Below are 21,169 nucleotides of genomic sequence, written 5' to 3' on the forward strand. Positions count from 1 at the left end.
GGGGCGCAAGAGCCGTCAGTTGCGGGCCGGCTGCGGGAACTCCAGGCGGCCCACGTCGTAGCCGAGCTGCTTGAGGCGGGCGAGCGCCTGGCCCTTCACCGCCGCCGGCAGGGTCGGTCGCTGCGACATCAGCCACACCGAGCGGCCGCCAGGCGTGCCGAGGATCAGCCATCCCTGGTCGCTGCGGTGGTCGAGCACCCAGTACTCCTGGCGCACCAGGCCGTTGAAGAAGGTCATCTGCAGCTTGGCGTTGGTCGAGGGGTCGAGGACCTTGGCCCTTGCCTTCCACTCGGTGACCGGCGCCGACAGCGAGCCCTTGTGACAGGCCTGCACCACGGCGAAGCCATCGGCGACCCGCTGCCAGTCGGACGTCCCGCCCTGGCAGCCGGTCTGGATCTTGTTGGGCAGCCGCGCGACCTCGTACCAGCGGCCCATCATCTTGGTCAGCTCGATCTTCTGGGTCGGCGCCGGCGGCGCAGCCAGGGCTGAGCCCCCGACGAGGGCGAAGGCGAGGACCAGGGTGGCGAGTGCGCGCATAGCAGACGTGGGTCTCGGTTGAATTGGTAAGGCCCGCGGAATCACCCGCGGGCCTCCATGCAATATCAACGCAGAATTTGGCGCTTCCGCGGCGCCGCGTCTACTCCGCCGCCAAGGTCACGTTGGCGGCGATGCGGTCCTTGAAGTTGATCTTCTGGAGATACTTGATGCCTTCTTCGGCGATGTCGTCGCCGACCATGCGGTCGCCTTCGGCCTTCAGCTCCTCCATGTCGACATACATGCCGTAGAAGGCGCGGGTCCGGTCGGTGATGATGCCGGCGTTCAGCAGGGTCTTGATCAGCACCCGGAAGATGTTGGTGCTTTCCTTCATGTCCTCGCGCCGCACCTCGTCGGTGGCGATCAGCTGGATTTCCTCGAGCACCTTGGCCGGGTCGAGCCCGAACTCCTCGTAGAGCGCGGTCTGCTCGCTGGGCGAAACCAGGTTGAACAGCAGGATCTGGAAGCAGTGCGCCGCCCAGTCCTCGACGATGTTGTGCTCGGCTTCCGAGAGCTTCGGAATGGTGCGGTCGGCCCAGATCTTCCCGAACTTGTGGTGGAAGGCCTCGTCGGTCATCACCAGCTGCATCAGCTGGCGGCCGAGCGGGTCGTTGAGCTTCTGGTAGAAGGTCGCGAAGGCGCCCATGGCCAGACCCTCGACCAGCATCTGCATGCCGATGATCTTCTTGTAGACCTCCGGGCTGCCGATGATGTCGACCAGCAGGTCCTGCAGCACCTTGCTGCACTGGATCGGCCGGCCCCAGCGGGCCTTGATGTACTTGGCGAAGGCGGTGACGTGGCGCGCCTCTTCGCGGGTCTGGTTGGCCGCGTACTCCTGAGCGCCCTGGTCCAGCAGCACGTGGCAGAGGCTGGCCGACAGGTTAAGCGCGCCCTGCTCGCCGTGCAGGATCGAGGAGAACGAATAGAGCAGCGACTTGTTGACGAACTGCGCCCGCAGCTCGGGGGTGTTCAGCTTGGCCTTCACATAGTCGGTGTGCAGCGCGACGTTCAGGTCCTCGCTGATCAGCGGCTGGCTCTGCATGTCCCAGGGGGCCGAGAAGTCGATGTATTTGGGATCGAGCGGGTCCCAGAAGTGGTCGTGGGTGGCCGAGATGATCTTGTCGAACGCCGTCGAGCGGTTGTTGTAGCGGTCGAGGTCGAGCATCGACTCGAAGTCGTCCGGCGCCACTGCGTCGTAGATGATGTCCTTGGTGATGTTGCCGTCAGCGGCCATGACGTCTCTCCCTGAGCCCCTTTGCCGGGCCTTTGGGCGAAACTCCAACACCGATGTTCCGGAGCGTCAAAGGAAAATGACGCACCCGTCAAATTTGTAATGAACGGCGATAAGCTAGGCCGCGCGCGGTCCCAGCAGGATGATCCCGGCCCCGGCGATGCACACCGCCGCTCCGATCAGGTCCCAGCGGTCGGGCCGCACCCCCTCGACCGTCAGCAGCCAGACCAGCGAGGCGGCGACATAGATCCCGCCATAGGCGGCATAGGCGCGGCCCGCGGCGGCGGCGTCGACCAGGGTCAGCAGCCAGGCGAACGCGATCAGGCTGGCGATCCCGGGCACGATCCACCAGACCGGCTTGCCCTCGCGCAGCCACATCCAGAACGAAAAGCACCCGGCGATCTCGGCGGCGGCGGCGGCGATGTAGACGAGCGCGGTCATGGGGCCACCAAGCCGCAGCTCAGCTCGCTATGCAATAGATGCTCCCCCGCTGGGGGAGCTGTCAGCCGCATGGCTGACTGAGGGGGACTTTGACGCCGCCCTTTGAGAGCAGTCCCCCTCCGTCTCGGTGCTGCGCAGCGATCCACCTCCCCCAAACGGGGGAGGATCCTCAACGAAAAACGGCGCCCCAGCCCTGGGCCGGAGCGCCGCTCTCACGCGCGACTGTGCGGGTCGCTGGTTATTCGGCCGCGATCGAGATCGAGCTCGCCAGGCGGTCCTTGAAGTTGATCTCCTGGAGGTACTTGATGCCCTCTTCAGCGATGTCGTCGCCGACCATGCGGTCGCCCTCGCCCTTCAGCTCCTCGATGTCGACGTACATCGCGTAGAAGGCCTTGGTGCGGTCGGTGATGATGCCGGCGTTGAGCAGGGTCTTCACCAGCACCCGGAAGATGTTGGTCTGCTCCTTCATGTTCTCGCGGCGGGTCTCGTCGGTGACCATCTCGGCCATCTCGGCGATCACCCGGTCCGGATCGAGGCCGAACTCCTCATAGAGGTCGCGCTGCTGGCTGGGCGAAACCAGGTTGAACAGCAGGGTCTGGAAGCAGTGCGCCGCCCAGGTCTCGATGATCTCGTGCTCGGCCTCGGTCAGGTGCGGGATGGTGCGGTCGGCCCAGATCTTCCCGAACTTGTGGTGGAAGGCCTCGTCGGTCATCACCAGCTGCAGCAGCTTCTTCCCCATCGGGTCGCGGATGTTGTTGAAGAAGGTGGCGAAGGCGCCCATGGCCAGGCCCTCGACCAGCATCTGCATGCCGATGATCTTCTTGTAGACCTCGGGGCTGCCGATGATGTCGACCAGCAGGGTCTTCAGGGTCGGGCCGCACTCGACCGGACGGCCCCAGCGGGCCTTGATGTACTTGGCGAAGGCGGTGACGTGGCGCGCCTCTTCGCGGGTCTGGTTGGCGGCGTATTCCTGCGCGCCCTGATCCTTCAGCACGTGGCAGAGGCTGGCCGACAGGTTCAGCGCGCCCTGCTCGCCATGCAGGATCGACGAGAACGACCGCAGCGTCGACTGGTTGATGAAGCGGGTGCGGGTCTTCGGATCGCTGAGGTGGTTCGACACGTAGTCGGTCGACAGCGAGATGATCATGTCCTCCGGCAGGAGCGGCTCATTCTCCATGTCGAACGGCTCGTCGAAGTCGATGTACTTCTTGTCGAGCGGATCCCAGAAGTGGTCGTGCGTCGCCGAGATGATCTTGTCGAAGGCCGTCGAGCGGGCGTTGTAGCGATCCAGCTCCAGCATCGACTCGAAGTCGTCCGGGGCGACCGCATCGTAGATGACGTCCTTGGTGATGTTGCCGTCGGCGGCCATCGGCTCTTCCTCCTGACAAGGCGCGTAAAGGCGCCCGCTGTTTCCTCGTTGGAAAAAGCCTCCCCCGAGAACGTCGATCCGTCAAGAAAAATGACGGCAGCGTCACCTTTGCGAGCGACTGTCAGCTGGGGGGACCGGCGGGGCTTGACCGAAGCCTCAGCCCTCACACGTGCGGCCCCTGGGGCGGCAGGGCTGGCGCGACGACGCCGGGCGGCGCGACGGCTAAAATTCTTGCCTGCGCCATGGTGGCGGCGCTGAGGCCGGGGCGCTCGCCGCAGCGATCAGAGCGCGCCGCGCCAAACGCCTAGCTTGTTGGGATTGACGATTCTGGCTTGAGGCGCTGGCCGGACAGGGCCGCGCAGGCCTATGGTCGCTTCAGGGGGCGGCTGGCTTCCAGTAGCGAGTACGCTTTGGCATGAACAGGCCCCTCGGACCGGACAACATTTCCTCCTCAGCGAGCGATGAACGTCCCGAGCCTGCGCCTACGCTCCTGTCGCCATTCGCCAGTCCCATTTTTCGCGCCATCTGGCTCGCGAGCCTGGTCTCCAACTTCGGGGGCATGATCCAGTCGGTGGGCGCGTCATGGCTGATGACGTCCATCGGTTCGGACAGCATGGTCGCGCTGGTCCAGGCCGCCATCACGCTGCCGATCATGTTTCTCTCGCTTCCGGCCGGCGCGCTCGCCGACACCGTCGATCGCCGCAAGATGCTGCTCGCCGCGCAAGGCTTCATGCTGGCCATGTCGATGGGGCTGGCGGCCTGCGCCGCCCTCGGCTGGATAACGCCGTGGAGCCTGCTCTTCTTCACGTTCATGATCGGCTGCGGGGCCTCGATGAACGCTCCGGCCTGGCAGGCCTCGGTCGGCGACATGGTGCCCCGGCGCGACCTCGCCGGCGCGATCGCGCTGAACTCGATGGGCTTCAACCTCGCCCGCAGCGTGGGCCCGGCGATCGGCGGTGTCATCGTGGCGGCCGCCGGCGCCGCCGCGGCGATCTTCGTCAACACCTTCAGCTACATCGGCATCCTGCTGGTGCTGGCCAGATGGAAGCCTGAGCCGAAGGTCGAGCACCTTCCCCGCGAGACCCTCTGGTCGGCGATGGGTGCGGGCCTTCGCTACGGGGCGATGTCGGGCCCCCTCAAACTGGTGATGGCGCGCGCTCTGATCTTCGGCGTCGCCGGCAGCGCGGTCCTGGCGCTCATGCCGCTCGTGGCGCGCGACACCCTGGGAGGCGGTCCCCAGACCTATGGACTGCTGCTCGGGGCGTTCGGCGTCGGCGCCGTCGGCGGCGGCCTGGCCACGACCAGACTGCGCAGTCTGGTCGCAAACGAACACATCATCATGGGATCGTGCGTCGCCTTCGGGCTGGCCGCGATCGCGCTGGGCTTCAGCAGCTGGCTGGCCCTGAGCATGGCCGCACTGGCGCTCGGCGGCGCGGCCTGGGTGCTTGGCCTCTCCACCTTGAACGTCACGGTGCAGATGTCGGCGCCGCGCTGGGTCGTGGCCCGGGCCCTGGCCCTCTATCAGCTCGCGGCGTTCGGCGGCATGGCCCTGGGGAGCTGGCTATGGGGCGTCACGGCCGAGCACCAGGGACTGACCCTGGCCCTGGCCGGCGCAGGCCTCCTCCAGCTGGCCTGTGCGGCGCTCGGCCTGCGCTTCCCGCTGCCCTCGACGCACGGCCTCAACCTCGATCCGGCCGGCGGCTGGACCGAGCCGAGCCTGCCCGCTCAGATCACGCCTCGCAGCGGGCCGGTGGCGATCACGATCGAGTACGACATTCCTGAGCAGCACACCGGCGCGTTCCTGCGCCTCATGGCCGAGCGCCGCATCGCGCGGCGTCGGGACGGAGCCCGCGGCTGGACCCTGCTGAGGGATCTGGGCGAACCGGAGATCTGGATCGAACGCTATCAGAGCCCGACCTGGCTCGACTATCTGCGGCACAATCAGCGCGTCACCCAGGCCGACCGGAAGATCGCCGAAGGCTTGATCGCGCTGCATCGCGGCCCCGACCGGCCCAAGGTCAGGCGCTGGCTGGAAAGTCCTGCGCGCGCCATCCGCGATGAGCCGGGTCCGCTTTCCGAGCCCCTGACCGATCCGCACCAGACGAGCTGACGCGGGCGCCAGAGAGCGGGGCTTCGGCCTCTACTCCGCCGCGTCCTCGATGGCGTCGATGTCGTCGTCGCTGAGCCCGAAGTGGTGGCCGATCTCGTGGACCAGCACGTGGCTGACCAGCTCGGCCAGGGTGACGTCGCCGCGCTCGGCCCACTCGTCGAGGATCGCCCGGCGATAGAGGAAGATCCGGCTCGGGCCTGGCGAGGGATCCAGCACCGAACGGTGGCCGATGTGCACGCCGCTGTAGAGCCCCGACAGCTCGAACGGGTTCTCGATGCCCAGTTCGTCCAGCACCTCGTCGCTGGCGAAGTCGTCGACCCGGAAGATCACGTCTCCGGTCAGCTTGCGAAAATCGGCCGGCAGGGCGGCGAAGGCGACCTCGGCCAACGCGGCGAGGTCGTCGAGGGAGGGCGCACGGCCCGCGTAAGGATCACTCATCAGGCACGACTATATGGGGAGCCTCGGGCAGGCGCGTCTCGAAAAGTCCGATATCGAGCGGCTGCTGCGGCTTCACCGCCAACAGCGGCTGGCGGGTCAGGGCGCGCAGGGTGTCGCGGTCCATGTCCTCGCCGCCCTTGCGGCGGGCCTGCCGGGCCTGGGCGTCGCCGGCGTGGCGCAGCGGCGCCGCCCCGATCCGCCAGTACGAGATCATCGCCCGCCAGACCGTCGCCGGCGGCGGCGCGGGGGCCGGCCAGCGATGGCCGTCCTCGAAGGTCGGCTTGACCGGGGCCGGCGCGCGGGCGGCCCGCTTGCCGGCCTTCGGCGCGACCTGCTCGACCAGCTGCACCACCCGGTCCTCGGGCGGCAGGCTCGCTGCGCGGCCCGGACGGTCGTCCTCGACCCGGCCGGCAAGAGCGTCCAGCGCCGCCTCGCGGGTGGCGTAGACCGGCCCCACCGGTTCGGTCAGGAAGGCGACCTGCTCGCCCGCCAGCGCCGCGGCGTCGCGCTCGCGCGCGGCCCGTCCCTTGGGCGCGGCGAAGGCTTGGCCCGCATCGGCGGCCACGGGATAGAGGATCGCGGTCATAACCTCCCGATCATCGCCGAAATGCGCGGACCAAACTATGGTCGCTTGAGATGATTCGCCGTCTTCGACGACCTGCGGCGACGGAGCGCCGATGAGCGAGCAAGATCTGATCCTGGGGGCCGCCGCCGGCGCGGTGCTGCTCGCCCTCTGCGCCATGTTCTGGCTGGTGGACCAGCGCCGCCGCAACGACGCCAGGCTCGGCGTGCTGCACGCCCGCATCGCCGAGCTGGAAGCCGGGGCCGAAGCGGCCCAGGCCTCGGTCGAGGCCTTCGATTCCGCCCTGCTGTCGGTCGAAGACGGCCAGGCCCGCCTGACCTCCGGCGAGGAGAGCCTGGCGGTCTGCGCCGAGGCGCTCGCCGTCCAGAGCTCCGATCCGCAGGCCGTGGTCTCGGCCCTGATGCGCGCCGACCCCGATCACGCCCGCCGCCTGCGCGCCCTGTTCGAGCGCGGCGAGGCCTGCGCCTTCGAGGTCCAGGGCCCGGCCGGGGTCGTGTCCGTCGAGGGCCGCGCCGCCGGGGCGCTGGCCTGGCTGCGGCTGTCGGCGGTGATCGGCGAGGACGCCGGCCTGCCCACCGCCCCGCGCTTCGCCGCCTTCCTGGCCGCCCGCGCCGCGCCCGCCTGGATCGCGGCGGCCGACGGCGCCCCGGTGTGGGTCAACGCCGCCTGGCTGGCCGCCGCCGGCGCCGCCAGCCTGGACGAAGCCGCCGAGCGCGGCGCCTCGTTCGACAAGGGCGCCGAGAGCCTGGCCAGCGAGGCGGCCAATCTCGGCTCCAAGCGCCAGGCCCTGCGCTGGACCAGCCTGGGCGGCCGCCGCCGCGCCTTCCAGGTCGTCGCCCAGCCGCTCGAGGGCGGCGGGGTCGGGGTCTGGACCGACGACGTCACCGAGACCGAGGAGCTGCGCGAGGCCCTCAAGCGCCACGTCGAGGCCCACGACGAGACGCTGAACCACATCGCCGACGCCGTCGCGATCTTCGGCGAGGGCAAGCGGCTGATCTTCCACAACACCGCCTTCGCCGAGCTCTGGGGCCTGGAGCCGGCCTGGCTCGCCGACCGCCCGACCCACGGCGAGGTGCTCGACCGCCTGCGCCAGCGCCGCCGCCTGCCCGAGACCGTCGACTACGCCAAGTGGAAGGCCGCCGAGCTCGACCGCTACGAAGACACCGCCACCGGCCCCGACGACCTCTGGAGCCTGCCCGACGGCCGCACGCTGAAGGTCGGCCGCCAGCCGCATCCGATGGGCGGCGTGGTGCTGCTGTTCTCGGACATCACCGGCGAGCTGCGCCTGAAGGCCCAGTACAACGGCCAGATCCAGGTCCAGCAGGCCACCCTCGACAAGCTCAACGACGCCGTCGCGGTGTTCGGCGCGGACGGCCGCCTGCGGCTGCACAACGAGGCCTTCGAGCTGTTCTGGAACGTCACCGGCGACCAGCTGGAAGTCGCCCATGACTTCGAGGGCGTGGTCGAGCTCTGCGTGCGCCGCCTGCATGACATGAACTTCTGGCGTGAACTCAAGGGCCGCGTCGCCGACCCCGATCCGCAGGCCCGCGCGCCCATCTCCGGCGAGGTGAAGACCTCGGACTCGCGCATCGTCGTCTACCAGAGCCGTCCGCTGCCGGACGGCGCGACCCTGATCGCCTTCGCCGACGTCACCGACGCCCGCAAGCTGGAGAGCGCGCTCGCCGACCGCTCGGCCGCCCTGGCCGAGGCCGAGCGCCTGAAGCGCGACTTCGTCGGCAACGTCTCCTACGAGCTGCGCACCCCGCTCACCACCATCATCGGCTACTCCGAACTGCTGGAGCGCTCGGGCGAGAACCTGTCGGAGCGCGGCCGCGGCCACGCCGCCGCCGTGCGCACCGCCGCCACCCAGCTGGCCCGCTCGATCGACGACGTGCTCGACATGGCCCAGATCGACGCCGACGAGATGGCGCTGGACCTCGAGGACGTCCGCGTCGCCGACCTGCTCGGCGAGGCCGCCGCCCGCTGGGAGAAGGAGGCCGAGGCCGCCCAGGTGATCATCAAAGTCGAGCATCCGGACGACATCGGCCTGCTGCGCGGCGACGTCCGCCGCCTGGCCCAGACCCTCGACCACCTGGCCGAGAACGCGGTGCGCCAGACCCCGCCGGGCGGGATCGTCACCATCGCCGCCCGCCGCGGCCTGGGCGAAGTGCAGCTGCAGGTCACCGACACCGGCCGCGGCATCCCGTTCCACGTCCAGGCGCACATCTTCGACCGCTTCATCGGCCGCGAGCGCGGCGGCCCGGGCCTCGGCCTGGCGCTCGTCAAGGCGCTGGTCGAGCTGCACGGCGGCTGGGTGGCCCTGGAAAGCGAACCGGGCGCCGGCGCGACCTTCACCTGCCATCTGCCCGAGGCGGCCCAGGGCGCGGCCGGTCATCCGGAACTGAGCTTCTAGAGGCGCGTTTCGTCGCATTCGCGCCATATTGCGGCGCTGGTTGCGGTGCAGCTTCACCCCTTGCCTTACAAGGTTTTGTGATCGGCAATGGTGACGCCAAGCGGAGCCTTTTGGAACCCGCCGCGTTTACGCCTCAAGGGGCGTCTAAGGTCCCTAGTGAACGGAGGTGACCTAATGACCGAACAGGCTCAAGCGGACCACGAGTTCAAGACTGAGCTCACGGCTTTGATCCCGCAGATGCGCGCCTTCGCCCGCTCGCTCTGCCGCGACGCGACCGCCGCCGACGACCTGGCGCAAGATGCTCTCCTCAAGGCCTGGAACAACCGGGCCAGCTACGAACCCGGCACCAACATGAAGGCCTGGACCTTCATGATCCTGCGCAACCAGTTCTACTCGGACAAGCGCCGCTCGTGGCGCTCCAGCCAGCTGGACCCGGAAGTCGCCGAGCGCACCTTGGAGGCCGCATCCAATCCTATGGCCAGCCTGGAGCTCGACGAAGTGCGCCGCGCGCTGGCGTGCCTGCCCGAAGACCAGCGTGAAGCGCTGATCCTGATCGGCGCCGGCGGCCTCTCCTACGAGGAAGTCTCCGAGATCTGCGGCTGCGCCATTGGCACCATCAAGAGCCGCGTGAGCCGCGCCCGTGACCGCCTGGCGGCGATCATCGAGGACGGCTCCTACGGCCAGGACGACGTCCGGCCCTCGAGCGCCATGGCCACCATCATCGCCGAACTCGACGGGCTGCGTCAGGTCGCCTGATCTAGATCGACCCCAGGAAGCAGAGCGCCGCGCCAGGTCCCGCCTGGCGCGGCGTTTTTTATGCGCGCAGCCCGCGACGCGACCATCCGGAATAGGTGAAGCGCGCCGGCTGCGGCGCCTGGGCATAGCAGTGCCCCTTGAGGCCGCTGCTGCTGCGCAGCTCGGCTCGCACGCTCGCCCCGGCCGGGGCCGCCAGCCGGAACCGCCAGCCGACCGGGGGGTTGGCCGAGCCGGGGAAATGCTTCTGCACGTCGCCGCGCTCGCCGGCCGGGAGAGCGACTTGCACCTCCTGGCCGTCGACGAACACCGCGACCGCCTCGATCGCCGCGCCCGGCGTGCGCTCGATCGCCCACCCCGCATACTCGACCTCGCCGGTCGACAGCGTCGCGACCGTCTCGAAGCCGCCCATCGGGACCGAGCCGAGCGTCAGGCCCGACAGATCGACGCCCGGCGCGCCGACGACGTAGAGGTCCTGGTTCTCGTAGAGCCCCTTGGGGAACCGGCGCCACGACAGGCCCGGCCCCAGCCGCGCGATCGCCCGGCCGACGAAGGCCTCGGTCACGTACGACATGCCGTAGATGTCGAGCTCCAGCGAGCCGCTCTCCGAGAACCGCATGAAGTGGATGCCGCCGGCGTCCATCGTCTCGCCGGCCGGCATGATCGCCTCGTCATGCACGCTGAACGCCAGCACGCCGCGGGCCGAGACCAGGCTGTAGAGCTTGGCCAGCCAGGCGTGGAACAGGCCCTCAGGCAGGTGCGAGAACATCGAGCCGGCCAGCACGACGTCGTGCTTTCCAGCGTAGGTCAGCCGCGCCGGGTCCTTTTCCGAGTGGATTCCTGCAACCCCGAAGGTCGCAACCTGCCAGTCGATGGCCTGGTGGTAGATGTCGGCGACGCTGATCTGGCTCGTCGGCAGCCGCTGCTCCAGGTAGCGGGTCAGCCGCCCCCAGCCGGACGCGAAATCGAGCACCGGCCCGACCTTGTCGAAGCCGCCGAACACGCCTTCGACCAGCTGGCGATAGGCTTCGCCCAGCCGGATCGTCGACTCGACGAACTTGAACGCCGAGATCGAGGCGTCGAACTCGTAGTTGGGCAGGATGGCGTTGAAGAACATCTCGTCCTGGCCGGGCAGCGGCTTGCAGAGCCTTGCCGGGTCCAGGTCGTGGAGGCGCAGATAGTCGTCGATGAAGCCGCGATAGACGGGATCGACCCGATCGAACGAAAGATCAGGCGCGTTCAAATCTGCATCCACCTGGGAAGTGCCTCCGGTCCGGCGCGCCCCCGCGCATCCGGACCGGGCTATAGCACGCCCGAGCGCGACAGCCGAAGGCGTCCGTCGCGCTCGTCTCGTTTCATAATCGCTTCCCGAAGGGGAAGCGTGGCGCGGGACGCCGGTGTCGGCGTCCGTCGCGCTCGCCTTTTTGTAGGCGCTTAGTGCTGGCTTTCCGGCATCCGCACGACCAGGCCGTCGAGCGCGTCGCTGACCTTGATCTGGCAGGACAGGCGGCTGTTCGGCTCGACGTTCTCGGCGAAGTCGAGCATCGAGTCTTCCATGGCCGAGGTGGAGCCGGTCTTGTCCTGCCAGGCTTCGTCCACATAGACGTGGCAGGTGGCGCAGGCGCAGGCGCCGCCGCAGTCGGCGTCGATGCCCGGGATGTTGTTCTTCACCGCGCCTTCCATGACCGTCAGGCCATTCTTCACGTCGACGACGTGTTCGGTGCCGTCATGCTCGATGTAGGTGATCTTGGCCATTTACTCCCCTTCGTCGCCTGTTAAGCGGCGACCTCTTTCATGGAAACCGTTGGATCGGCAAGCTTATCAATGTTCACCGGCTTGCGGTTGGCAATGAGTTGCTTGCCCATCATGAATTCCGGGGGCGAGTTGATCGCCTCCACGGACTGCACCTGATCTCCCTTCAGGTGGAACACTGCGAACTTGCCGCTCGCCGGGTCGCCGCGCAGCAGCACGCGGTCGGCGTCGAACGGCAGGCCGGCGATCTGCAGCTTCAGGTCATACTGGTCGGACCAGTTCCACGGCACTTCGGGCGACGGCGCCGCGCGGCCGGTGATGGCGCTGGCGGCCTGCTTGGCCTGCTCCAGGGCGCTGGGCACGCTCTCGGGACCGAACATGCGGCCGTAGTGCGGCATCGGGCGGTGGGTGACGTCGCCGATCGCGAACACGCTGGGATCGGCCGTGCGGGCCTCCAGATCGACGACGATGCCGCGGGCGCACTCCAGGCCGGCGTCACGCGCGAGCTCGTCGTTCGGGATGGCCCCGACGCCCAGCAGCACGAGGTCGCAGGGCTCGACACGGCCGTCGGCCAGCCGCACGCCGGCGACCTTGCCGTTCTCGCCGACGAAGCCGGCGACGCTGGCCCCGAGCAGGAACTGCACGCCGCGCGCCAGGTGATAGCCGTGGAAGAAGTTGGACAGCGGCTCGCAGGCGCTGCGCGCCAGGATGCGGGCCTCGCGCTCGATGACCACCGCCTCGGCGCCGAGGGCGCGGGCCGAAGCGGCGACCTCGAGCCCGATATAACCGCCGCCGACGATGGCCAGGCGCTTGCCCGGGCCGAGCGCGGCCTTGATGGCCTCGGCGTCGGCCGCCGTGCGCAAGGTCAGGACCCCGGCCAGATCGACGCCCTCGATCGGCAGGCGGATGGCCCGCATGCCGGTGGCGATGATCAGGATGTCGTAGGGAACCGTCGACCCGTCCGACAGGGTCACGACCTTGTCGGAGCGGGCCAGCTTCACGGCCTGCAGGTTCGGCCGGAAGTCGATGTTCTGCTCGGCGTAGAACTCGAGCGGCTTGAGCGCCAGGGAATCGGCGTCGGCCTCGCCCTTCAGCCAGGCCTTGCTCAACGGCGGGCGCTGATAGGGCGGAATCGGCTCGTCGCCGACCATGGTGATAGGGCCCGCGTGCCCATATTGGCGAAGCAACGCGGCGGCGGTGCCACCGGCGTGGCCCGCTCCCAGGATCACAACATGCGCGTCCGACTGGCTCATATAAGCCCCATGCAGAAAAGTGACGACGGCGTCAACTTTCCAAACACAGTTCGGATCGTTCGCCCTTTCCTAGAGAAGCGTCAGACGACGCGATCCACCAGCATCTTCTTGATCTCGCCGATCGCCTTGGCGGGGTTCAAACCCTTCGGGCAGACCTGGGCGCAGTTCATGATCGTGTGGCAGCGGTAGAGCTTGAAGGGGTCTTCCAGCTCGTCCAGGCGCTCGCCGGTGGCCTCGTCGCGGCTGTCGATCAGCCAGCGGTAGGCGTGCAGCAGCGCGGCCGGGCCGAGATACTTGTCGCCGTTCCACCAGTAGCTCGGGCACGAGGTCGAGCAGCAGGCGCAGAGGATGCATTCGTAGAGGCCGTCGAGCTTCTCACGGTCCTCCGGCGTCTGGCGCCATTCCTTCTGCGGCTCCGGCGTCTCGGTGTGCAGCCACGGCTCGATCGAGGCGTACTGCGCATAGAACATCGTCAGGTCCGGGATCAGGTCCTTGACCACCGGCATGTGCGGCAGCGGGCTGATCTGGCACGAGGACCCGTGCGTCTCGTCGTGGCCATGGGTGCAGGCCAGGGTGTTGCGGCCGCCGATGTTCATCGCGCAGGAACCGCACACGCCTTCGCGGCACGAGCGGCGGAACGCCAGCGTCGGGTCGATCTCGTTCTTGATGTGGATCAGAACGTCGAGGACCATCGGACCGCAGGCGTCGACGTCGACGTCATAGGTGTCCCAACGCGGGTTCTCGTTGCCTTCCGGGTCGTAGCGATAGATCCGGAACGTCTTGACGTTCTTGGCGCCGGCCGGGGCCGGATGGTGCCGGCCCTTCTGGACGCGGGAGTTCTTGGGCAGGGCGAGCTGAACCATCAGACGCTTTCCTTGACGGCGGACGCGTTGAGCAGAGTGTGGAGGGCGATCATCGACAGGGCCTAGTAAACCCGCGCCTTCGGCGGGATGTAGGCGATGTCGTTGGTCATGGTGTAGCTGTGCACCGGCCGGTCATCGATGCGCACCTTGCCGGTGACGTCGTCAAACCAGGTCAGGGTGTGCTTCATCCAGTCCTGGTCGTTGCGGTCCGGATAGTCCTCGTGCGCATGGGCGCCGCGGCTTTCGGTGCGGTTGTGCGCGCCGACCACGGTGACGGTCGCCTGGCCGATCAGGTTGTCCAGCTCGAGGGTCTCAAGCAGGTCGGTGTTCCAGATCAGGCCGCGGTCGGTGACCTTCAGGTCCGGGCGCTTGGCGTGCACGGCTTCCAGGCGCTTGACGCCCGAGGACAGCGCCTCGGTGGTGCGGAACACCGCGGCGTCTTCCTGCATCGCCTGCTGCATCTCCAGGCGCAGATGCGCCGTCGAGGTGCCGCCGTTGGCGTTACGGAACTTGTCGAAGCGGGCCAGGTGGCCGTCGGTCATCGAGGCCTTCAGCTCCGGCTGGGTCGCCCCGGCCTTGATCGTGTCGGCGCAGCGCAGCGCGGCCGAGCGGCCGAACACCACCAGGTCAATCAGCGAGTTGGAGCCCAGGCGGTTGGCGCCGTGCACGGACACGCAGGCCGCTTCGCCCACGGCCATCAGGCCCGGAACCACCTTGTCGGGGTTGTCGCCCTCGCGGGTCACGACTTCCGAGAAGAAGTTCGTGGGGATGCCGCCCATATTGTAGTGCACGGTCGGCAGAACCGGGATCGGCTCCTTGGTCACGTCGACGCCGGCGAAGATCTTGGCGCTTTCCGAGATGCCCGGCAGGCGTTCGGCCAGCATCTTCGGATCCAGGTGATCGAGGTGCAGGAAGATGTGGTCCTTCTTCGGACCCACGCCGCGGCCTTCACGGATCTCGATGGTCATGGCGCGGCTGACCATGTCGCGCGGCGCCAGGTCCTTCACGGACGGCGCATAGCGCTCCATGAAGCGCTCGCCTTCGGAGTTGGTCAGGTAGCCGCCTTCGCCGCGGGCGCCCTCGGTGATCAGGCAGCCGGCGCCGTAGATGCCGGTCGGGTGGAACTGCACGAACTCCATGTCCTGCAGCGGCAGGCCGGCGCGCAGGGCCATCCCGCCGCCGTCGCCGGTGCAGGTGTGGGCGCTGGTGGCCGAGAAGTAGGCGCGGCCGTAGCCGCCGGTGGCCAGGATCACCTGCTGGGCCTGGAAGCGGTGCAGGGTGCCGTCGTCGAGCTTCCACGCGGTCACGCCGCGGCAGACGCCTTCGTCCATGATCAGGTCGAGGGCGAAGTACTCGATGAAGAACTCGGTGTCGTGGGCCAGGCTCTGGCCGTACATCGTGTGCAGCATGGCGTGGCCGGTGCGGTCGGCCGCCGCGCAGGTGCGCTGGATCGGGGCCTCGCCGAAGTTCTTGGTCATGCCGCCGAAGGCGCGCTGGTAGATCTTGCCCTCGGCCGTGCGCGAGAACGGCACGCCCCAGTGCTCCAGCTCATAGACCGCGGCCGGCGCGTTGCGGCAGAGGTATTCGATGGCGTCCTGGTCGCCCAGCCAGTCCGACCCCTTGACGGTGTCGTACATGTGCCAGCGCCAGTCGTCCTGGCCCATGTTGCCGAGGCTGGCCGAGATGCCGCCCTGCGCCGCCACGGTGTGCGAGCGGGTCGGGAACACCTTGGTGATGCAGGCGGTCTTCAGACCAGCTTGGGCGCAGCCGAGCGCGGCGCGCAGGCCCGAGCCGCCGGCGCCGACGACGACGACGTCGAACTTGTGGTCGATGAAATTATACTCGGCCATCAGAAGGCTCCGGAGAAGGCGGCCTTGAGGATCGCGAAGACGCCCAGGGCGCCGGCGAGGACGCAGATAGAATAATTGAGCAGCAGCAGGGCCGCCTTGGTGACGAAGCGGCCGATGTAGTCTTCGATGACCACCTGCATGGCGTTCTTGACGTGCACCAGGGTGCAGACCAGCAGCACCGCCAGCAGCACGGCGTTGACCGGCTTGGAGATCCAGTAGGCGGCCGCGTCATAGCCCTGACCGGCGAGCTGGATCGCCACCCAGGCGCCCCAGAGACCGAGCGGCACCAGCATCACGGCGCTGACGTGTTCGACGATGAAATGGCCCACGCCGTGGTGCGCCGAGCCGAGGCCCAGGGCGCGCGAACGGGGGGTGCGAAGGGTCGGACCCGTGTTCATCACAGCACTCCCAGGATGAAGAGGACGGCCCAGAAGGCCAGGGTGGTCGCGACGGCGAAGGCGATGATCGCGATCGAGCCGGCGTTGGCTTCCGCAATCTTGAAGCCCTTGCCCATATCCCAGAAGGCCTGACGCACGTTGTAGGCCAGGTTGTAGAACAGCGTGAAGGACAGGCCGAACAGCACCAGCAGCCCGAGCGGCGAGCTGAGCGCGCCGGTGTAGGCGTCATAGCTCTGCGGCCCGCCGGCCAGGGCCAGCAGCCAGCCCGCCAGCAGCAGGGCCGACAGGTACAGCCCGAAGATGCTCACCCGATGGAAGATCGAGGTCGCCATGGTGATGTGCCAGCGCCAGAGCAGCGGCGAGCCGAGGCCCCCGGTCATCAGGTGCGGTGAGAGCGGGCGTGGGCGAGGTGCGTCGGACATGACGGGTCGTATTTCCTGAATAGGAAGAGGCGGCTCCGCTTTTAAGCCGCAGCCTTCGAGTGTCAACGAAGGCGCAGTCCCGCTCTCTACAGAGCAGCGACCTCCCCTTCGCCAAAGCCGAAGTTTCCGAGCTTTTTCTTTTGATGCAATGCGTCTTTCCCGTATGCATCCTTCGCGGGAGACGAAGGATGCGGTTTGACCTGGTCGATCTGAGGCTGTTCTGCGAGGTGGCGGACGCCGGATCTATCACCCGCGGGGCCGAACGTTGCGCCCTGGCGCTGGCCGCCGCCTCGACCCGCATCCGCAACATGGAGGACGCGCTCGGCGCGCCGCTGCTCGAGCGGTCGCGACAAGGGGTCACCCCGACGCCGGCCGGCCGCACCCTGATCAAGCACGCCCGCACCATCCTCGGGCAGACCGCGCGGCTGCGCGAAGACCTCGGCGCCTATGCCGGCGGCCTGTCCGGCGAGGTGCGGCTGCTGGCCAACACCAACGCCCTGACCGAGTTCATCCCCGAGGCGCTCAGCCGCTTCCTGGCCGAGCACCCGCACGTCAGCATCAATCTCGAAGAGCGGCTCTCCGACGAGATCGTCGGGCTGGTGGCCGAGGGCGTCGGCGACATCGGCATCGTCGCCGGCACCGTCGACATGGGCAGCCTGGAGACCTTCCCGTTCCGCTCGGACCGTTTCGTGGTGGTGACCAGCGCCATCCATCCGCTGGCCCAGCGCAAATCGATGACCTTCGCCGACGTGCTCGGCTGCGACCTGGTCGGACTCGACCGCGCCTCCTCGCTGCAGCGGTTCCTGTCGGCCAAGGCGGCGCGAGAGGGGCGCCCTCTGCGGCTGCGCGTGCAGCTGCGCAGCTTCGATGCGGTCTGCCGGCTGGTCGAATGCGGCGTCGGCGTCGGCATCGTGCCGGAGACCACCGCCCGCCGCGCGGCGCGCACCATGTCGCTCGGCATCGTCGACCTGACCGACGACTGGGCCCAGCGCGAGCTGACCATCTGCGTACGCAGCCTGGAAGGCCTGGCCCCCTACGCCCGCGACCTCGTCGAGAGCCTGAAGTCCGGCTAGCCGGCGTCCTCGGCCAGCCAGTCGGCCGAACGCATTTCCTGCAGCCGCGAAGCCGTGCGCTCGAACTCGAACGCCCCGTCGCCCTCGGGATAGAGCTTGGTCGGCTCGCTCTGCGCCAACACGATCAGCTTGGCGTGCGCCTCGTAGAGCGCGTCGATCAGGATCACGAACCGCCGCGCCTCCTCGCGCCGGTTCGGCGTCAGCTGCGGCACGTCTTCGAGGAACAGGGTGTGGAAGCGGTCGGCGATGGCGATGTAGTCGTTCGGCCCCAGCGCCACCGAGCACAGGCTGGCGAAGGTCGCCCGCACCATGCCGCCCTGGGCGTGCGGCAGGTGCACCTTGCGGCCCAGCACCTCCAGCGTCTCACCGACCTCAACCTCGCCGCCCAGCACGTCCTTCCACAAGGCGTCGAAGCTGCGGGCGTTGTCGGGATCGTTGGGGCTGAACCAGGTGCCCGCCGCGCGCAGGCGGTCCAGCCGGTAGTCGTGCGGCCCGGCGACGCTGACCACCGCGACCTTGCTCTTCAGGAGCTCGATGAACGGCAGGAACAGCTGGCGGTTGATGCCGTCCTTGTAGAGCTGGTCGGGCAGCCGGTTGGAGGTCGCCACCAGGGTCACGCCGCGCGCGAACAGCGCCTCGAACAGCCGGCCCAGGATCATCGCGTCGGCGATGTCGGTGACCTGGAACTCGTCGAAGCACAGCAGCCGCGCCTGGCCGGCCACGACGTCGGCGACCGGCGGGATCGGATCATCGCCCTTGTGCTGGCCGAACTTCGCCTTGCGCGCGGCCGGGTCGCCCTTGCGCCAGGCGTCGATCAGCCGGTGGATCTCGCCCATGAAGACGTGGAAGTGGACGCGCCGCTTCTTCTCGACCGGCGCGTTGGCGAAGAACAGGTCCATCAGCATGGACTTGCCGCGCCCCACCGGCCCGATCAGGTAGACGCCCTTTTGGCTCTCGGCCTTCTTGAAGAACGAGGCGAAGCCGCTCGGCTCGGCCCGCGCCAGGTCGCCTTCCAGACGCACGAGCGCCGCCAGCGCGGCGGCCTGGGCCGCGTCGGGACGGATATCGCCCTGCGCCAGGCGGGCGTCGTAGGCGGCTTGCAGCTTCGAGGGCATGGCTTTCGCCTAGCCCGTCGCAGCCCGCGCCTCAAGCACGGAACGGCCCGGCCCCTGAGCGGTTGATCTAGTCGCACCCAAGATGAGGAGCCTGCCATGGCCGGAAAGACCCGCGACGCCACGCCCGACCCCGTCATCGACGGCGAGACCGATCCGCAGCTCGAGCTCGACAGCGCCGACGAGCTGGAGGAAGAGGCCAGCCGCCAGAGCTTCGGACGGCGCGCCGACGGCCATCCCGCCGACCGCGAGCACGGCATGAAGACCCGCGTGCGCAGCAAGCAGATCGTCAGCGGCCGCCCCTACGCCAGCTAGCTGGCCAGGCCCAGTTCCTTGCGCACGAAGCGGTAGGTCTCGCGCCGCTCGCAGGCGCAGGCCCGCATCTTGCCGTCCTTGGTCCACCAGACCAGGGTCGGATAGGCGAACTTGACGCCGTTCGCCCGCAGCAGCGGGGTCAGGTCGTCGACCAGCTTGCGGCCGGCCTCGACCACCGCCGTGCGCGCCATGTCGCCGTCGGCCGGCGCGATGCCCTGAGCGGTCCACGCCTCGGCGGGCACGTCCTCCCACTGCTCCATCAGCGGCCACGAGCGGTTCAGCCACAGCTCGGCGATCGTCGCCCGCTCGGCCGGCGTCGACTTGGCCACGCCGTTGACGTCGCGCCGCGCGATCTCGATCACCCGGGTGTCGACGCCCGCCGCCTGCAGCAGCGGAAACTCCTCGGCCTTGAAGCGCACGCAGTCGGGGCAGGTGCGGAACGACACCATGTAGAGCTTCGGCCCGGTCTTGCCCGGCGACACCCAGCCCGAGGTCTCGAGGATCCTGGCGATCTCGTCCTGATGCTTGGTGATCGTGTGCGGCCGCCAGCGCAGGTCGTAGTTCCACCACGCAAAGCCGCCGGCCCCCGCCAGGGCGAGGACCAGGACGAGGATCGCCCACAGCTGGAACCGCTTCATCGAACCTCCACCGCACACTCGCGGCAGAGTAGTTCCATCACCGCATGGTGGGAATGACGAAGGCGCTGTCCTCGGTCATGCCCTCGGGCCAGCGGGCGGTGATCGTCTTGATCTTGGTGTAGAACTTCACGCCCTCGACGCCGTGCTGGTTCACGTCGCCGAACGCGCTGCGCTTCCAGCCGCCGAAGGTGTGATAGGCGACCGGCACCGGGATCGGCACGTTGATCCCAACCATCCCGACGTTGACCCGGGCCGCGAACTCGCGCGCGGCGCGGCCGTTGCGGGTGAAGATCGCCACCCCGTTGCCGTACTGGTGCGCGCTGGGCAGGGCCAGCGCCTCCTCGAAGCTCTCGGCGCGGACGATCTGCAGCACCGGGCCGAAGATCTCCTCCTGATAGGTCTTCATGGTCGGCTTGACCTGGTCGAACAGGCTCGGCCCGATGAAGAAGCCCTTCTCGAAGCCCTGCAGCGCGAACCCACGGCCGTCGACCACCAGCTCGGCGCCCTCGTCGACCCCGATCTGGATGTAGTCGGAGATCTTCTGGCGGTGCGCGGCGCTGACCACCGGCCCGTACTGGGCCGCCGCGTCGCTCGAGACCCCGACCTTCAGCGTCTCCAGCTCGGCCAGCACCCGCTCGCGGATCGCATCGGCGGTCTTGGCTCCGACCGGGACCACCACCGGCAGCGCCATGCAGCGCTCGCCGGCCGAGCCATAGGCCGCGCCGACCAGGTCCTTGACCGTCTGATCGAGGTCGGCGTCGGGCATGACGATGCCGTGGTTCTTGGCGCCGCCCATCGCCTGCACGCGCTTCCCGTGCGCGGTGCCGGTCGAATAGACGTAGGAGGCGATGTCCGACGAGCCGACGAAGCTGACCGCGGCGATCGCCGGGTGGGTCAGGATCGCGTCGACCGCGACCTTGTCGCCGTGCACCACGTTCAACACCCCGGCCAGGTCCATGCCCAGGTTGGCCCCGGCCTCCATGAACAGCTCGGCCAGCCGCACCGGCACGCTCGGGTCCTTCTCCGACGGCTTGAGGATGAAGGTGTTGCCCACCGCGACGGCGATCCCGAACATCCACATCGGGATCATGGCCGGGAAGTTGAACGGAGTGATCCCCGCCGCTACGCCCAGCGGCTGGCGCATCGAATAGACGTCGATGCCGGGCCCCGCGCCCTCGGTGTACTCGCCCTTCAGCACATGCGGGATGCCGCAGGCGAACTCGATCACCTCCAGCCCCCGCTGGATGTCGCCCTTGGAGTCGGCGATCACCTTGCCGTGCTCGGACGACAGCAGGCCGGCCATCTCGTCCATCCGCGCCTCGACCAGGCGCTTGAACTCGAACATCACCCGCGCGCGGCGCTGCGGATTGGTCGCCGCCCAGGCCGGCTGCGCCTTCAGCGCGGCCTGCACCGCGGCGTCGAGCTCGGCGGCGGTCGCCAGGGCGACTTTTGCCTGCACCTCGCCGGTGTTGGGGTCGAAAACCTCGCCGAACCGCCCGGACACGCCAGGCTGAGCCGCACCGGAGATGAAGTGTTGGATGTCACGCATACCGGCGTTGTATGCCCTCCGAACGGGCCTGGGTAGACGTCACCCAACGTGAGCAGGTCGGTGTTTTTCGCC

General features: G+C 68.5%; 21 protein-coding genes. 5 read left to right on the top strand and 16 right to left on the bottom strand.

Annotation, left to right across the window (positions count from 1 at the left end):
- Positions 1-15: 15 nt before the first annotated feature.
- The 4 genes from ACSQ2H_RS20735 to ACSQ2H_RS20750 all read right to left on the bottom strand — a co-directional run bounded on the left by ACSQ2H_RS20735 (position 16) and on the right by ACSQ2H_RS20750 (position 3,575).
- Entirely contained in the window at positions 16-537 is a 522-nt protein-coding gene (locus ACSQ2H_RS20735; RefSeq protein ID WP_436063256.1) for a lipocalin family protein, read from the bottom strand.
- Between the two features lie 100 nt (positions 538-637).
- On the bottom strand, positions 638-1,768 hold the full coding sequence (locus tag ACSQ2H_RS20740; protein ID WP_436063257.1) for a ferritin-like domain-containing protein: 1,131 nt from the start codon (positions 1,766-1,768) through the stop codon (positions 638-640).
- 114 nt (positions 1,769-1,882) lie between these two features.
- Positions 1,883-2,206 carry a YnfA family protein gene (locus ACSQ2H_RS20745; RefSeq protein WP_436063258.1) on the bottom strand — a complete coding sequence of 108 codons (324 nt, stop codon included), beginning with the start codon at positions 2,204-2,206 and terminating at the stop codon, positions 1,883-1,885.
- Between the two features lie 238 nt (positions 2,207-2,444).
- Positions 2,445-3,575: a ferritin-like domain-containing protein gene (locus ACSQ2H_RS20750; protein WP_436063259.1), complete on the bottom strand. Its 1,131-nt coding sequence runs from the start codon at positions 3,573-3,575 to the stop codon at positions 2,445-2,447.
- Positions 3,576-3,990: 415 nt separating this feature from the next.
- Between ACSQ2H_RS20750 and ACSQ2H_RS20755 the strand changes: the two genes are divergently transcribed.
- Entirely contained in the window at positions 3,991-5,685 is a 1,695-nt protein-coding gene (locus ACSQ2H_RS20755) for an MFS transporter (RefSeq protein WP_436063260.1), read from the top strand.
- Positions 5,686-5,715: 30 nt separating this feature from the next.
- Here ACSQ2H_RS20755 and ACSQ2H_RS20760 read toward each other — a convergent pair whose 3' ends face one another.
- Entirely contained in the window at positions 5,716-6,123 is a 408-nt protein-coding gene (locus ACSQ2H_RS20760) for a metallopeptidase family protein (protein WP_436063261.1), read from the bottom strand.
- Positions 6,116-6,709, bottom strand: a complete 594-nt coding sequence (locus tag ACSQ2H_RS20765; RefSeq protein ID WP_436063262.1) for a hypothetical protein — start codon at positions 6,707-6,709, stop codon at positions 6,116-6,118. The genes ACSQ2H_RS20760 and ACSQ2H_RS20765 overlap by 8 nt, the downstream gene beginning before the upstream one ends.
- 91 nt (positions 6,710-6,800) lie before the next feature.
- On the opposite strand from ACSQ2H_RS20765, the gene divL reads away from it, so the two are divergent.
- Both divL and ACSQ2H_RS20775 read left to right on the top strand, forming a co-directional pair.
- Positions 6,801-9,119: a cell cycle protein kinase DivL gene (gene divL, locus ACSQ2H_RS20770; protein ID WP_436063263.1), complete on the top strand. Its 2,319-nt coding sequence runs from the start codon at positions 6,801-6,803 to the stop codon at positions 9,117-9,119.
- 174 nt (positions 9,120-9,293) lie between these two features.
- Positions 9,294-9,875, top strand: a complete 582-nt coding sequence (locus tag ACSQ2H_RS20775; protein WP_436063264.1) for a sigma-70 family RNA polymerase sigma factor — start codon at positions 9,294-9,296, stop codon at positions 9,873-9,875.
- A gap of 58 nt (positions 9,876-9,933) precedes the next feature.
- Here ACSQ2H_RS20775 and ACSQ2H_RS20780 read toward each other — a convergent pair whose 3' ends face one another.
- The 7 genes from ACSQ2H_RS20780 to sdhC form a co-directional block, all read right to left on the bottom strand.
- On the bottom strand, positions 9,934-11,115 hold the full coding sequence (locus ACSQ2H_RS20780; RefSeq protein WP_436063265.1) for a class I SAM-dependent methyltransferase: 1,182 nt from the start codon (positions 11,113-11,115) through the stop codon (positions 9,934-9,936).
- A gap of 191 nt (positions 11,116-11,306) precedes the next feature.
- The gene (locus tag ACSQ2H_RS20785; RefSeq protein ID WP_267230849.1) at positions 11,307-11,627 is read right to left on the bottom strand and encodes a 2Fe-2S iron-sulfur cluster-binding protein; all 321 of its coding nucleotides are present in this window, start codon (positions 11,625-11,627) and stop codon (positions 11,307-11,309) included.
- A gap of 20 nt (positions 11,628-11,647) precedes the next feature.
- Entirely contained in the window at positions 11,648-12,877 is a 1,230-nt protein-coding gene (locus ACSQ2H_RS20790; RefSeq protein ID WP_436063266.1) for an NAD(P)/FAD-dependent oxidoreductase, read from the bottom strand.
- Between the two features lie 80 nt (positions 12,878-12,957).
- Positions 12,958-13,740: a succinate dehydrogenase iron-sulfur subunit gene (locus ACSQ2H_RS20795; protein ID WP_436063267.1), complete on the bottom strand. Its 783-nt coding sequence runs from the start codon at positions 13,738-13,740 to the stop codon at positions 12,958-12,960.
- Positions 13,741-13,802: 62 nt separating this feature from the next.
- Positions 13,803-15,590 carry a succinate dehydrogenase flavoprotein subunit gene (gene sdhA / locus ACSQ2H_RS20800; RefSeq protein ID WP_436063268.1) on the bottom strand — a complete coding sequence of 596 codons (1,788 nt, stop codon included), beginning with the start codon at positions 15,588-15,590 and terminating at the stop codon, positions 13,803-13,805.
- A complete protein-coding gene (gene sdhD, locus ACSQ2H_RS20805) occupies positions 15,590-15,988 on the bottom strand; it encodes a succinate dehydrogenase, hydrophobic membrane anchor protein (RefSeq protein ID WP_436063269.1) in 399 nt (132 codons plus the stop codon). Before sdhD ends, sdhA begins: the two co-directional genes overlap by 1 nt.
- The gene (gene sdhC / locus ACSQ2H_RS20810) at positions 15,988-16,410 is read right to left on the bottom strand and encodes a succinate dehydrogenase, cytochrome b556 subunit (protein ID WP_436063270.1); all 423 of its coding nucleotides are present in this window, start codon (positions 16,408-16,410) and stop codon (positions 15,988-15,990) included. The genes sdhD and sdhC overlap by 1 nt, the downstream gene beginning before the upstream one ends.
- Before the next feature lie 188 nt (positions 16,411-16,598).
- On the opposite strand from sdhC, the gene ACSQ2H_RS20815 reads away from it, so the two are divergent.
- Positions 16,599-17,483, top strand: a complete 885-nt coding sequence (locus ACSQ2H_RS20815) for a LysR substrate-binding domain-containing protein (protein ID WP_436063271.1) — start codon at positions 16,599-16,601, stop codon at positions 17,481-17,483.
- Here the strand turns inward: ACSQ2H_RS20815 and zapE are convergent.
- On the bottom strand, positions 17,480-18,598 hold the full coding sequence (gene zapE, locus ACSQ2H_RS20820; protein ID WP_436063272.1) for a cell division protein ZapE: 1,119 nt from the start codon (positions 18,596-18,598) through the stop codon (positions 17,480-17,482). The two genes, ACSQ2H_RS20815 and zapE, sit on opposite strands and share 4 nt — an antisense overlap.
- 96 nt (positions 18,599-18,694) lie before the next feature.
- Between zapE and ACSQ2H_RS20825 the strand changes: the two genes are divergently transcribed.
- Positions 18,695-18,910 carry a hypothetical protein gene (locus tag ACSQ2H_RS20825; RefSeq protein ID WP_436063273.1) on the top strand — a complete coding sequence of 72 codons (216 nt, stop codon included), beginning with the start codon at positions 18,695-18,697 and terminating at the stop codon, positions 18,908-18,910.
- On the opposite strand, the gene ACSQ2H_RS20830 is transcribed toward ACSQ2H_RS20825, so the two are convergent.
- Positions 18,907-19,548, bottom strand: a complete 642-nt coding sequence (locus tag ACSQ2H_RS20830) for a hypothetical protein (RefSeq protein ID WP_436063274.1) — start codon at positions 19,546-19,548, stop codon at positions 18,907-18,909. The genes ACSQ2H_RS20825 and ACSQ2H_RS20830 overlap by 4 nt on opposite strands.
- Positions 19,549-19,585: 37 nt before the next feature.
- On the bottom strand, positions 19,586-21,097 hold the full coding sequence (locus ACSQ2H_RS20835) for a CoA-acylating methylmalonate-semialdehyde dehydrogenase (protein ID WP_436063275.1): 1,512 nt from the start codon (positions 21,095-21,097) through the stop codon (positions 19,586-19,588).
- Positions 21,098-21,169: the final 72 nt, after the last annotated feature.

Origin of the sequence: Phenylobacterium sp. LjRoot97 (genome assembly GCF_964254345.1) — a bacterium.
In the GTDB taxonomy this organism is placed as follows: domain Bacteria; phylum Pseudomonadota; class Alphaproteobacteria; order Caulobacterales; family Caulobacteraceae; genus Phenylobacterium.